The sequence below is a fragment of the Niveispirillum cyanobacteriorum genome (genome assembly GCF_002868735.1).
Lineage (GTDB): Bacteria > Pseudomonadota > Alphaproteobacteria > Azospirillales > Azospirillaceae > Niveispirillum > Niveispirillum cyanobacteriorum.
Map to the genome: position 1 here is coordinate 732,601 of NZ_CP025613.1, position 12,418 is coordinate 745,018.

General features: G+C 64.7%; 10 protein-coding genes. 2 read left to right on the plus strand and 8 right to left on the minus strand.

Features of this window, described 5'->3' with window-relative positions; translation table 11 throughout:
• Nucleotides 1–19: 19 nt before the first annotated feature.
• The 3 genes from C0V82_RS24075 to C0V82_RS24085 are packed head-to-tail and all read right to left on the minus strand — an operon-like array spanning nucleotide 20 to nucleotide 4,111.
• Nucleotides 20–877, minus strand: a complete 858-nt coding sequence (locus C0V82_RS24075) for a glucosamine inositolphosphorylceramide transferase family protein (protein WP_158660170.1) — start codon at nucleotides 875–877, stop codon at nucleotides 20–22.
• Nucleotides 874–2,958, minus strand: coding sequence for a GNAT family N-acetyltransferase (locus C0V82_RS24080; protein ID WP_158660171.1), 2,085 nt, complete (start codon nucleotides 2,956–2,958; stop codon nucleotides 874–876). The genes C0V82_RS24075 and C0V82_RS24080 overlap by 4 nt, the downstream gene beginning before the upstream one ends.
• A complete protein-coding gene (locus C0V82_RS24085) occupies nucleotides 2,951–4,111 on the minus strand; it encodes a glycosyltransferase (protein WP_102114948.1) in 1,161 nt (386 codons plus the stop codon). The genes C0V82_RS24080 and C0V82_RS24085 overlap by 8 nt, the downstream gene beginning before the upstream one ends.
• Nucleotides 4,112–4,213: 102 nt before the next feature.
• On the opposite strand from C0V82_RS24085, the gene C0V82_RS24090 reads away from it, so the two are divergent.
• The gene (locus C0V82_RS24090; protein ID WP_158660172.1) at nucleotides 4,214–5,440 is read left to right on the plus strand and encodes a hypothetical protein; all 1,227 of its coding nucleotides are present in this window, start codon (nucleotides 4,214–4,216) and stop codon (nucleotides 5,438–5,440) included.
• A gap of 60 nt (nucleotides 5,441–5,500) precedes the next feature.
• Here the strand turns inward: C0V82_RS24090 and C0V82_RS24095 are convergent, their stop codons facing one another.
• From C0V82_RS24095 to C0V82_RS24110, 4 genes are read right to left on the minus strand one after another with little or no spacing between them, the layout of a single operon-like run.
• Nucleotides 5,501–7,186 (minus strand): hypothetical protein, encoded by a 1,686-nt coding sequence (locus C0V82_RS24095; RefSeq protein WP_102114950.1) that lies wholly within the window; start codon nucleotides 7,184–7,186, stop codon nucleotides 5,501–5,503.
• A 50-nt stretch (nucleotides 7,187–7,236) separates the two neighbouring features.
• Complete coding sequence (locus C0V82_RS24100; RefSeq protein WP_102114951.1) at nucleotides 7,237–9,111, minus strand: WD40 repeat domain-containing protein; 1,875 nt, start codon at nucleotides 9,109–9,111, stop codon at nucleotides 7,237–7,239.
• Nucleotides 9,112–9,121: 10 nt separating this feature from the next.
• Nucleotides 9,122–9,889, minus strand: a complete 768-nt coding sequence (locus C0V82_RS24105; protein ID WP_102114952.1) for a hypothetical protein — start codon at nucleotides 9,887–9,889, stop codon at nucleotides 9,122–9,124.
• Complete coding sequence (locus tag C0V82_RS24110; protein WP_102114953.1) at nucleotides 9,886–10,491, minus strand: RibD family protein; 606 nt, start codon at nucleotides 10,489–10,491, stop codon at nucleotides 9,886–9,888. The genes C0V82_RS24105 and C0V82_RS24110 overlap by 4 nt, the downstream gene beginning before the upstream one ends.
• Before the next feature lie 120 nt (nucleotides 10,492–10,611).
• Here C0V82_RS24110 and ribA point away from each other — a divergent pair, with 120 nt between their 5' ends.
• Nucleotides 10,612–11,241, plus strand: coding sequence for a GTP cyclohydrolase II (gene ribA / locus C0V82_RS24115; protein WP_102114954.1), 630 nt, complete (start codon nucleotides 10,612–10,614; stop codon nucleotides 11,239–11,241).
• A 3-nt stretch (nucleotides 11,242–11,244) separates the two neighbouring features.
• On the opposite strand, the gene C0V82_RS24120 is transcribed toward ribA, so the two are convergent.
• A complete protein-coding gene (locus C0V82_RS24120; protein WP_102114955.1) occupies nucleotides 11,245–12,411 on the minus strand; it encodes an alginate lyase family protein in 1,167 nt (388 codons plus the stop codon).
• Between the last annotated feature and the right edge of the window lie 7 nt (nucleotides 12,412–12,418).

The following is a 12,418-nucleotide window of genomic DNA, read 5'->3' on the forward strand; positions in this document are numbered from 1 at the left end:
GGCGCCCCGTTTATTTGGATTACGCCCGCCGCAACCCATCGACGGCGGCGATGACGCCGCCGGCCCGGGGCCAGATATCGGCATGGTGCATGCCCTTGCCGTTCCAACCCTGGCCGCTGGCTGCCAGGATCGGGCTTTGATCACAGTCCACCTCCTCATAGGCGGTGGATGTCAGGTGCGTGATGGCGAAGGCCCGCAGGCCATGGCCGTAGCGGGGGCCGCAATCCTGGGCTAGACGATAAAGCCCCCCGCCCCACGCCACCACCCGCCCACCGGGGCGCGATCCAGCGGGCGATGACTGGCGCAGCGGATTGGCCGGATGCGGATGCCAGGACCCGAACAGATTATCGGCATGATAAAGCACCAGTGCGTCATGCCGATCAGGCGTGGGGCAGGCAAACATCCACCAGCGCCCGTCATGGTAGAACAAGGTGGGGTCGGCCAGCCGGCCCGAGACCAAATCAGCCACGGGCACCCAGCGCGTGGGGAACGGATCGGCGCGATAAAGCCGTACCGCCCCCGCATCAAGGGTTTCCGGCAGCATGTAAATCTGCCCGTTATGGGCGAAGACCTGTGGGTAGGAGAGGTGAATTCCCTCCCGCAGCACGATCCGCTGGTAGGTCCAGCGGGTCAGGTCGGTGCTGGTGGCCCACCCCACCTCCCCCAGCCCGTTATCATGGTTCAACACTTCAAAGAACAGGTGCCAGAGCCCGCCATGCGGAAACAGGAAAGGATCGGCCACAAAGCGGGCGCGGACATCCGTCACCTGTTCACGCGTCATCACCGGCCCATGGCTACCCGCCAAGGGTGACAGGTGCAGCGGGTCAGGGCCTTGATAAATCGCGATGGACCAGGGGTCGGGCGGCAGCGGCGTCATGGCAAGCGCCCGATCCGCCGCCGGCCCGTGGCCCATCGGTCTTTATAGGCCTCCAACCCGCGCAGCAGGTCAAACTCCGCCAGACCCCGCGCCGCCGCCTCGCCGAGGGCGGCATGCAGCATCAGAACACCGGGCGACAACGGCTCCATCACCGCCCGGAACCCGGCATTCCAGTAACCCAGATGATCGTCCCCCACCATACACAGGCACATCCCTGTGATTTCCCCTCCGCTGCGCAGGGTGACGACATGGGCGGCCCCATCGGCCAACAGGCCCGGCAGCGCCGCCCGCACAAAGTCGGCGGCCCAGGGGAAGCGGTTAAACAGGCTGCGATCCCCGAACCGGTCTGCATGCAGGGACAGGAACAGGTCGGCGGCCAAGGACCATTCATCGGGTTTGAGTGCGTCGACGATCAGACCCGCCGCCGCAGCCTTCCGCTGCGTCCGGGTCAGCTTTTCCCGAAAGGATGCACTGCGGCCCGCCCACCAGACATCATACCCGCCCGACAGATCGGCAAAGGGACAATCCACGGTGGGATCGGTTAGGGGGGCATCGGTGATGCGACAGGCCGCGTCGGGCCGCACGCAGTCCAGTTCCAAGGCAGGGAACCATGCCCTGGCATGGGCCATCAGGGCATGGGCCGCCGCACGGTCGCCAAGGACCACCACGGCGTCATTATAATCCGACAGGTTGCTGGCAAAACGCGCCGGGCCTTCCCCTTCCTGAACCAGTGGCAGCAGCCCTACCAGTTCCCCGCGACGCCACACGGTCAGCAGCCGGGGGGAAAGGTGGGGACGGGCCGTCAGCGCCGCCTGATACCAGACGGGACCCGCAAAAGCCCGGTTGCATGAGGATTGCGCAAGAAGTGACAGCCAGACGGGGCGCAGCGCGGCAATGGCGGCTGGATCATTCAGCAGGGTGCAGGTCACCTCCCCCGCCGCGACCGCCATGTCAGCGGCCACCATGCCCGCATCGTCCCCGATCAAGGTTGCCAATCCGGCCACCGCCGGTGGGGCTGGCCGTGGGTCGTTCCAGAACAGGCGGTCCAGGCTGGACAGATGCTCCAGAACACCCAGCGGCGGTGGACGGCGCAGCAGAACCATACAGGCCGCACGCGGCGGGTCGGGTTCCCCGGTACGGCCAGCGAGGAACGCCGCCGGGTCGGTGATGGCATCCACCCACAGGTCGCATTGGCTGTAACCCGTGGCCGTGCGCGCCAGTTCATGGGCCAGCGGCCCGCCATGCAGACGGGCCGCCATCTCAATCAGCACGGGTCCATCCTGCCCCATACGGATTTCACAATGGCCCGCCCCCTGCCCTATCCCCAGCGCGTCCAGCACCCCCCAGGCAAAGGTAAACAGCAGGGGGGCCAGGGGGTGATCGGGGGGCAGCAGGGTCTTAGTCGTAAACTGACCCGCACTGTCAAAGCCGGGCGCACCCTTGCCATAGGTCCAGAGGGTTGAAGGCCGGTGGACGCCATCCAGGCTGACCGTGTCTACAACATATTCCGGACCCGAAATGAATTCCTGCACCAGCACTGCGCAGTTCATCGCCCCCATCACATCGCGATGGCCATAAAGGGCATGGAAGGCACGGGCGGCCTCTTGGCCATTGGTGCAGTAATGAACACCGTCCCCGCCCTTTGCCTGCTGCGGCTTGATGATCACGGGCCAGTGACTGTTCGCAAAATCAAGCACTTGAGTCAGATTTTCGGCTAGAACCTGACGCGGGACGCGCACGCCATGGGACGCCGCCACCGCATGCATACGGTGTTTATCCCGGCGCGCGGTAGACAGTTCTACTCCGTTGCCGGGCAGCCCCAACTGTTCCGACAGCCAATCTGCCACCATTACAGCTTGTTCCGAACCCGGAATGATCAGATCAACGCCAAGGTTACGTAGCGGTTTCAGCCCGTTCTGCGGGTCGGGCGACCAGGGCAGATGATGGGTAAATCCATCCGCATCCTGCCCATCGCGCCCCGGCACCAAAATGGTGACCACCCCCTTGGCCGATAAGGCCGGTGCCAGCAGCACGCCTGCATCCAGCGGATCGACAATGGCCACGCACCGGACCTCAGGCATCTGGACGCTCCAGCACCGACAGGAACCGGATGAAGTGACGGACATCCGTGCGGGGCAGGAACGTCATCGCCGCCTGCCAGGCACGCTGCGACTGTTCCGCATAATGTGCGGGGTCATTGAGAAGGGGGTGCAAAGCCGCCTGCCAGGGGCCAATGTCCTGATTGGGGACCGCCCCATCGGCGTCAAGCGGGCGGACAGGCAGGGCGGTGGCGGCACCCAGCCCAGCCTCCCCCTGCCCGCCCTGATTTCCGGTCAGGACGGGGATACCGCGCAGCATGGCATCCACCGCGACATACCCGAACGTTTCGGGGATCAGGGAGGGGGCCAACAGAATGCGGGCCTGCGCCAGGACCGTGCCCACCTCGTCCGCTGGTTCCAGAATGCGGATGTTGGGCCGGGCCGACAGCTGTTCCAGCACGGCTTGATCCGCGCCCCAGGTTGGAACGGAGGCGAAGGCGGTGTCGGGAAAACAGTCGGCCAGGGACAGGAAGATGGACAACCCCTTGACGGCACAGGGATTGATCATCATCACCGCCCCATCCGCCGGGGGGCGCCGTTGCGGGAATGGGCCCGGCCCAAAGACAGGGAAATACAGCAGCGATGCCGTCAGCTCGCCATGCTGGCGGATGTAATCCTGACTGTAGCGGCTGACAGCGACCAGGGCACGTACCCTTCTCACCCGGTCATGCCGGGCGGCATCGGGTGCGTTGGACGCGGGGCCGAAGGGCAGGTGCGTATGGGTATGGACCAGCGCGATGGTGCGGTCAGCCGCCACGGTCAGAGCCGGGTTCAACAGGCGGCCATCGCGGTCGTCCGATACCAGTATCCAGTCGGCATCAATGGCGCGCAGCCGGGCGGTGATCCGAGCCTGTGCATCGGCGCTGGTGAAATCCATCACCTCCACCTGCACGCCTTGATGTCGGTAAAGCTGTGTCCCATCGGTGGTCTGCGTCACGGTGACGCCGCGCGCCGCAAGCCCTTGCCCACTGAACTGGTGCGCCAGCACCGAACCCGCCACGGCCGGGCGGCACAGTGACCAGCAATCAAAGCCGCACGACGCCAGCGCCTCCATCAGCAAGCGGTTGGCCTTGTTCCCGCCACCGAAGGAGGGGAAATGCACCGCGTCTTGCAGAAGGATGATCCGGGTTGCCACGCCGCGCCCGACTCCATCATTAAGTCATATGATAAAATGCTCCTTATGGTATTTTGCCATCACTAGAATATCAATATTCATGGTTGCAGCCTGGGGGTGATCTTGAATGGACTGGTCTGCGCCCTGCTGGGGGTGGTGGAGGCAGCGGGGCCGGGGACAGCCGCGGGCCGTGCACGGGACCTGACGGTTTCCTGGCTGCGCTGGAACTATGCCGGCGACATTCTGGAGGATGCGTCCCTGCCCCGCCTGCTGTCGCGCGCCGCCGATGCCGGGTACCGCACCCTGCTGGTTCAGGGTTATGGCCATATCCTGACCGAACATGCCGGCCCCGCCGGTGGCAAGTCGGTCAGCGCCTTTGATGCACTGGCCGCTTGGGCGGCGGGCAAGGACATGATCCTGGCGGGCACGCCCGACCGCTGCCTTCTGGTTGATCTGACCCGCTGGCAGGCGGCGGGACGGCCCGATCCCGCCGCACTGTCGCCCATGCCGTTCGGTGCAGCGCTGTCGCCGCATCTGCTGGACCTGGGAGCCGATATGGGCGGGGCCGGGCCGTTCCTGGCCTTTCTGGCGGACATGGGCGCCAAGGGCGAACGAGGCGTTTTCGTGCTTAACTACGAGAACTATGCCGATGTGGAAGATCCGTCGCCCGATTTTCCACGCCCGCTGGCACGGCTTTACTGCGTGGCCGCCGGGTTGAAGCCCAACCGGATTCTGGAAACCCATGACTTTACCGCCAACAGCCGCATCCTGTTCTTCGATTACAGCCAGCATGCCCTGGATTTCCGCCGTCGCCTGGATGAGGGCTGGGACGGGCGCGATTATCCCGCTTATCTGCGGCGGGAATTCGCGCGAGGCGGCGATACGCATTTCTACCTCTGGCCCGGCGTCACGCCAGGACAGATGGATTGGGTGGAGATGGAGCGCCTGTGGCAGGGGGAACTATCCCGTTGGGGCGGCGCGGACCGGTTTGCCGACCATTGGCAGCGTTACCGTACCATCGGGCGTGACTACCTGCGCTGCAACATTCTGGAACCGGCGGCCCTGCTGGACCGCATCGAAGACAGGCCCGGTTCTGCGATCTGGTGGAGCAATGCCTTCTGCACCATCTACAGCGCCCTGCATCACGGCCTGTCGGGCAAGCGGCGTCTTTACGAAGAATGGATCGAGACGCTGGCCCGGCGCGCACCTTCCCTGCTTCTCTATGGCGCGGATCACGCCAACATGAGCGTGAATGGCATGAATGCAGCCGAATATCATGCCGCCTATCACCGCGCGGGCGGTGACCCACTGGCGGCCCGCCATCTCTATCGCCGCTCTCTGCGCTTCTAAAAGAAGCCCCGCCACGGGTCGCACCATGGCGGGGATGAGGCTTCAGGAAGGGTCGGCAGATCAGTTGAAGACGTGGCTGACCGTGGCGCCGGGCGAGGTGCTGTGGCAGGTGAAGCAGTTCTGCGCTGTCGGGTTCTGGGTGGTGGATTGTTCAAAGGTCTCCATGGTCGTGTTGGCCAGGTAGAGGGACCCGAACAGCTGTGTGTTGAACAGGAACGGGATGACCCCGTTGCTCCAGATGCTGCCAACCTGGGTATAGCTTGCCAGGACCGGCCCGTTTGTGCCGGTGGTCAGCAATTGCCCATCCACCGACAGGTCGAGGGACAGGAGGTTGGTGTTGTTGGTGATGACGCTGTTGGCAACCGCCGCAGTAGAGGGCTGCTGACTGCCCCACGGGTTCAGGCGCACGACATTGGTGGGCACCAGGGTGGCGGCCACCGAATTGATGGTGCCGTCATTATTGGCAGAGGAAGCCGTCTGCGCAATGGATGTCGGCGCGCTGGTCAGCTTTCCATTGTAAAGCAGGGTGGGAACCGCCCCGATAAACGGAACCTGCTTCACACAGCTGGTGCCGCCATTGGTGCAGGTCTGGTTGGTCGTATTGTAGGTATTGTCATAGTAGAAATAGCTGTTGTCCGGGGCGTTGAACTTGCTCTCGAACGTGGCCCAGACCATTTCCGGATGACCCGCCACCGAACCCACGACATGCATGCCGATCAGCGCCAGGGTGCGCGTCGCCATGGTCGTCCCGTCCCAGGTCAGGACCAGATTGCCATTGCCGTCAGTGGAACTGGTGAAGGCCGGCACATCGGCCGTTCCCTGGATCAGGAACGGTAATGCCGCCTTGGGCACATAGGCGGCGTCAACCCAGGATGTCTTCACCTCCACCGCCAGTTGATTGATGTCGGCGAAGGTGGCGCTGGATGCGGTCTGGATCTGCTGCGCCTGGGCCAGGGTGACCGGCATGTTGCCGACATTGGGATTGGTGGTGTCGTTGAAATACGCAACATTGCCATTGTTGACGCGCAGCCCGTTGAACACGTCATTCACGGCGATGCCGTAATAGACGACCGGATATGTGGCGGGGCCGCTGCTGCCGCTCAGATAGACGGGGTTGCCGTTCACGACCAGCACACCACCATCGGCCTGGCCGGTTTCATCCACGGTCTGGCCCGACGTCGCCGCTGCGGCGCCGGCACCGGTCACCTTGGCGATGACGGTTCGGTTGACGACAAGGCGTGACTTGGCCCGCTCTGCCGCGGCGGCGCCAATCGGCTTGTTGACGCGCACGCTGAGCTTCAGCGGAATCTTGGGCAGTGCGCCGGCCTTGAGATTGGTGGCCGGGGGCGTGGCCGGGTTCTGCACATAGTTGAAGCCGTCCCCCATCTTGATGACATTATAAAAGCTGGGCGAGTAGAGGTTCAGCGTGCCCGACGCGTTCGGGCTCATCAGCCAGAGGAACATCTGCTGACCCCACTGGTAGAAGGAGCAGTCGGGGTTGGCGCTGTTGACGGTGAAGGTGGCGCTGTTGGGCGGGACAAAGGAGGCGGGGTTCCCCGCCGTCGGCGTGCCGGCCAGCCAGCTTTGGAAGGTGGACGGGGACACCGCGCACATCGGCGCGGGCGTGGGAACCAGCGGCGTCCCGGATGCGGCCTTCTGCTGGGCCTGTGCCTGGCCCGCCATCAGCAGGGCGGCACCCGCCACGCCGGCGATACCAAGACGATGGAGAACTTTGTTCTTGAACATGCAAACCTCCTTGATGAAGCAGCAGATCGGTGGGTGAAGGCAGGCCGCCATCACGCGGCCCGGTCGGACCAGCCGGGCAGTTTGTCCAGACGCTGGGTCATGACGCGGTAGGTGGAGAGAATGGCGAGGTCGGGTACCGACAGCAGGTGCACGGCCCCGTCATAGGAGGAGACGGCAACCCCGCCGGCACAGCGGGTGATGGAACTGAGGCCGTTGGCCGCCACGGTGCGGCGTTCCACCCTGCCCGTCGCGACATCGATCTTCAGGACAGCGCCCCAGTAATCACCGACCAGCACCGTCTGTTCATCCCAGAAACACAGCGATTTCGGCGAGCGTCGCCCCATATCGACCGCCTGGATCAGGCGGCCATCGGCAACGGTGTAAACATGCAGCGTGAAATCGCGTGAGGCGCTGGCGATCACAGTGCCCGACGGCGAGAAATCGACATCATCGACAATGGCCGTGTGGCCGGGGAAATCGCGCACCCGCTCCCCCGTCAGCGTCCAGGTCAACAGGCCGCCATCGGCGCTGCAACTGACACCCAGCGGCAGGACGGGGTGAAGACGCAGCGCCTTCACCGCACCATCATGCAGAGGATAGGTTTGCTGCTCCCCCGTCTGCGGCAGATAGCGGACGATGGCCCCGCTGTAGCAGGCGGCGAAGATCGCCCGCTCATGGCCGGCATGGTGGGAGAAGCGAAGGCAATTGATGGGACCCTGACCCAACGCCACAGATACCGTCGGCACCAGGCTATCCCCCAGCGCATCGAACAGATGCAGGCGGTGATCATGGGCGCCCGTCGCGACACGGCCCGTGGCCGGATCGCGCGTCACGGCATTCATCAGCACGCGACCGGCGGCGGGTTCGGTCAGGGCGGCCAGTTCTGCAATGCCGTCACGCAGATGGACCAAACGCACCACACCATCATCGGCAACCAGGGCCGTCATCCCGTCAGGTGCGCCCGACGCCTCGTTGAAGCAGGCATTGCCGCGTTCTCCCCCACTGCCCCCGACCTCTCCCAGCAGGACACCGGTGGCGGCGTCCCAGGACAGCAGGGTCCCATCGAACGTTCCGGCCAGCAGGCGCGCGCCATCGGGTGTCCAGCAGAAGGAGCGTTCCCATTTGGCCGCATGCGGGGCCAGTTCCACCTTCAAACTGAAATCGCCACTGTCCCAGATGCGGATTTTCTGGTCATAGGCACAGGACAGGATGTCGCCCGTGACGGGCGATACCGCCACCTTCTTGATGCCCGAGCTATGGGCCGGAATTTCCGCCAGGCTGTCACCGGTCCGGCTGTCGAACACACGGATAACCCCGTCATCACAGCCCAGGATGGCCCGGTGATGGGCCGTATCGACGGCACAGGTATCCGTCTCCGTCTCAAACGGACCCCAGCAGTGCCGGGCCTCCCCCGTGGCAAGGTCCCATTGCCGCAGGGTCATGTCGTCACCGGCGGAATAGATCAGCCCGTCACGGACCGTGACCGACAATACATCCTTGTCGTGCCCCTCAATCACGCGGCGAATGGCGCCGGTTTCCAGGTTCCAGACGATGATGCGGCGATCGCGGGAGGCCGAGACGCCCGTTACCGCATCGACAAAGGCGAAACATTCCACATCGTCGGAATGGCCGCGCAGCAGCAGGCCGGGCCGGCGGTCATCCAGGTCCCAGAGCTGGATGTCATAGTCGGAGGAGGAGGAAGCCGCCCGCCGCCCATTGGCGTCAACCGCCACATGGTTCACCAGATGCCGGTGATAGCCCAGCAGCGACACCGCCTCCGTCGCCAGATCGAACAGGCCGACCGCCCCGTCATAGGCACCCGTCACGGCCAGATCGGTGCCGGGGATGGCGGCAACGGACGTCACCGGCCCCCGATGCCGGTCGAACAGGGCCGTACTGGACGGGGAATGGCGGATGTCGGGCATCGTCGGGTCCTCAGGATGCAATAGGTTGCCGGACAAGATCGGGAAGGTCGGGCCGCGTCAGGTCGTCGGCCAGCGGGGTGCCGCGCAGCGCCTGGGCCAGTTCGTCGAAATTCAGGATGTTGGTGCGTAGGTCGGCTGGTGCGCGCTTGCGGCAGATGGCCGGCAGGGCGTCGCGCGGTGCCACACCCAGCCGGACCAGGATACGGGCCAGTTCCTGTGGTACCGCCAGCGCCTCATAATCGGTTTCCAGCCATTCCTGTCCGCTGGCCCGCATCGCCGTTTCGATGCGTGCGTAATAGGCGGCATTCAGTTCGGCATGGCGCATCAGGGCGTCGGTCCGGATGCGTACCGGTGGGATGGGCGGCAACACCAGCCCGGCGTAGCTTTCCCAGGCGCCGGTGAATCGGGCAATCTCCTCCGACACGAAGGTCCGCACCCGGTTCTGCCGGCGCAGCAGTATCTTCACGACCGATGGGTCATCCAGCAGCAGCCGTTCCGCGACCGCGCACTCCCCCCGGTTCATCTTGAACCCCACCGCACGCACCCGCCCGTCTACACCCCAGATACGGGCGAGAAAACCGGCGGGATCGGCATCACGCGCCGCCATATCGCCCAGGGTAGGGATCAGATCAGCCCTGTCGCGGGCCAGATGCACGCCACCGGGATTGAACAGGCCGTGATGGCACAGGATATCGGGATGCCCATTCAGCAGACCGCACAACAGATTGCTGCCGGTGCGTGGGGCCGCGAAGATGACGAAGCGGATGGACAGCGTCATTGCATCACCGTCCCAGGGGGCATCCCAGCCTCGACAAGAAAGCCTGCACCGAAGGGCCGCACCGCGCGAAAGGCTGGCAACGGGGATAGGCTGGCCCGTGCGGCACGTTCCGCCGAACAGGCATCATCCGCACGGATGTAAAGGGTCAGATAGTCGAACAGCCCCTGCTGTAGAAAGGACCGCAACAGGGTTGGCCCGCCTTCTACCAGCATGCTGCGGATACCGTGGCCGGCCAAGGCCGCCAGAGGGTGGTCCAGCCCATGCGTCGGGGCGGTCAGTACCGTATCGGCATTGTCCAGAGCCGCCTGACCGACGGCAAAGACCGGGGTTCCCGGCTGGGCCGGCATGCAGACCTGTGACCCGGAGAAGATCACCCGTACCGGCTGTCGCGACGGTTCACGTCCCAGCCGTTCCGGCCTTGCCGTCAGGCGTGGCCGGTCCAGGTTCCAGGTCCGCGCGCCCACCGCGATGGCGTCGTAATCCTCCCGCAACTGATGCACGCGCCGCCAATCGGCCGCGCACGACACCTCCACCCCCGCCGGAAAGGCGGATGGTTCGGTCGCAACATCAATTGCGAAGTTAAGGTGTACGAAAGGGCGCATCCCGTCTCCTTTTGGAAAAGGCACGGTCGATATACGTGTCTGGGTAGTTACAAAGCGTTTTACGCGCAACTATAATGGGTGTAAAGCAATATTACATATGGTTCAGATGGGGATCAGGTCATGTCTGAAAAGGAAGCCGGATCATCAGTGGTCACCCGCCTGTCAGACGCGGCGATCCCCACCCCGGACGGCACCTTCCGGATGATCCTGTTCCGGGAAGAGGCGACGGGCCGCGAACATGTGGCCATGGTGCTGGGCGCGGTGGGGACCGGTACGCCGCTGATCCGTATCCATTCGGAATGCATGACGGGCGATGTGTTCGGCTCTCTGCGCTGTGACTGTGGCGAGCAACTGGCCGCCGCGCGGGCGCGGATTGGGGAGGAAGGGGCCGGCATCATCCTGTATCTGCGCCAGGAAGGGCGTGGCATCGGCCTTGCCAACAAGCTGCGGGCCTATCAGCTGCAGGACCAGGGATTTGACACGGTGGAGGCCAACCACGAGTTGGGCTTTGCCGCCGACCTGCGGCAGTTCGGGGTAGCGGCGGCCATGTTGGACGCGCTGGGCGTGAGGTCCGTGCGCCTGATGACCAACAATCCGCGCAAGCAAGACGCGCTGGAGAAGGCCGGCATCCGGATTACTGAACGCGTGCCTGTGCGCGTTCCCATCCTGCCGGAGAACCGGCGTTATTTACAGACCAAGGCCCTGAAGCTTGGCCACCGCATCGACTGGCTGCCGGAACTGGATGCGTGAGGTTCAGGCATCAACCCACAATAGCGGTTGCCGCAGCGGGTAATTGCGGATCAGTTCGGCGTCTGAGGGATCGGGGTTGAGGCGCTGCCACAGGACCAGATAATCCTGCCGCCTAAGGGCAAGACCGCCGAACAGTAAGGCCGGTTGCCGCAGGGGCCAACCCTCCCAGGCCTCTACATCGGGTGGTTTCGGCCAGCGTGATTTATCGGCGATGAAGGGGGCCATGAAGGAGAGGGCATCGGCGATGGAACCGCCGCCCGCCCCCCTATACCGCCATAAGCCATGGTCGGGACCCGACAGGATATGGGCGCAGGCCGCCAGCGCATCCAGATTGAACAGGCAGTATGCAAAGGGCTTGGTCCGCGCCAGTTCCAGCGGCTGTGACCCGTCGGGCGCGATCTGCCCGGCGATCAGGGCCTTGATGCGGTCCAATGCCTGCGCCCGTGCGGCGGCCTGCCCCGTCAGGCGGGCAAATTCCGCCACCTGCAAGGCCCAGCATGTGCCGTGATTGTTCTTCTGATCCCGCTCCTCAATCCCGTTGGGCGAGGTGATCATCCAGGTTAGATAGGCATCAAACCAGGCGATGATGGGATCATAGGCACCGCCATCGGGCCAGAGACGGCGCAGAACCGCCACCGCCCGCGCCACCTCCACCAGATGCAGCGTATCGATGACGCCGATGCCACGGCCCGTATTAATGCCGATCACCGCCTGAGCATGGTTCAGATGCGGGGCCATACGCGTCGTGGGGTCCACGAACCAGGCACGCAGGTGCCGGTCGGCGGCGTCCGCATAGCGACGGTCGCCCGTCAGATCGAAGGCCGCCACCAGGGCCGGCACGATCCGGCTGAGCCGGATCAGCGCATCACGATGGGCGGTGAACTTGTCCGGGTTGGAGAAACCGTCACGGCGGATGTAGGGGCCGCCCGGATTGGCCGGGTCTGGCCACCAGTAATCCCCCTCCGAGTAGTAATCACGCGGGCCACCAGGGCTGCGCGGCGCGGGAAAGGCAGTGACGGTGAGCGGGGTTTCATCCCTGAACCTATCCGCCGCGCGCAGGACACGGGCACGCTCAAGCATCGCCAAGTCGGGGCCTGTACCGGGTGCCGCCGCCCAGGTGGGCAGCGACCAGAGCAGGCCCATACCCGTACAGAAATCCCGCCGCCGCATCACCCCA

What these genes read in the sequence shown, in the direction of transcription:
- ribA (WP_102114954.1), top strand. Translation starts at nt 10,612, where the DNA reads ATGTCTGAAAAGGAAGCCGGATCATCAGTGGTCACCCGCCTGTCAGAC.
- C0V82_RS24105 (WP_102114952.1), bottom strand. Translation starts at nt 9,889, where the DNA reads ATGACGCTGTCCATCCGCTTCGTCATCTTCGCGGCCCCACGCACCGGC.
- C0V82_RS24075 (WP_158660170.1), bottom strand. Translation starts at nt 877, where the DNA reads ATGACGCCGCTGCCGCCCGACCCCTGGTCCATCGCGATTTATCAAGGC.
- C0V82_RS24095 (WP_102114950.1), bottom strand. Translation starts at nt 7,186, where the DNA reads ATGTTCAAGAACAAAGTTCTCCATCGTCTTGGTATCGCCGGCGTGGCG.
- C0V82_RS24100 (WP_102114951.1), bottom strand. Translation starts at nt 9,111, where the DNA reads ATGCCCGACATCCGCCATTCCCCGTCCAGTACGGCCCTGTTCGACCGG.
- C0V82_RS24080 (WP_158660171.1), bottom strand. Translation starts at nt 2,958, where the DNA reads ATGCCTGAGGTCCGGTGCGTGGCCATTGTCGATCCGCTGGATGCAGGC.
- C0V82_RS24110 (WP_102114953.1), bottom strand. Translation starts at nt 10,491, where the DNA reads ATGCGCCCTTTCGTACACCTTAACTTCGCAATTGATGTTGCGACCGAA.
- C0V82_RS24120 (WP_102114955.1), bottom strand. Translation starts at nt 12,411, where the DNA reads ATGCGGCGGCGGGATTTCTGTACGGGTATGGGCCTGCTCTGGTCGCTG.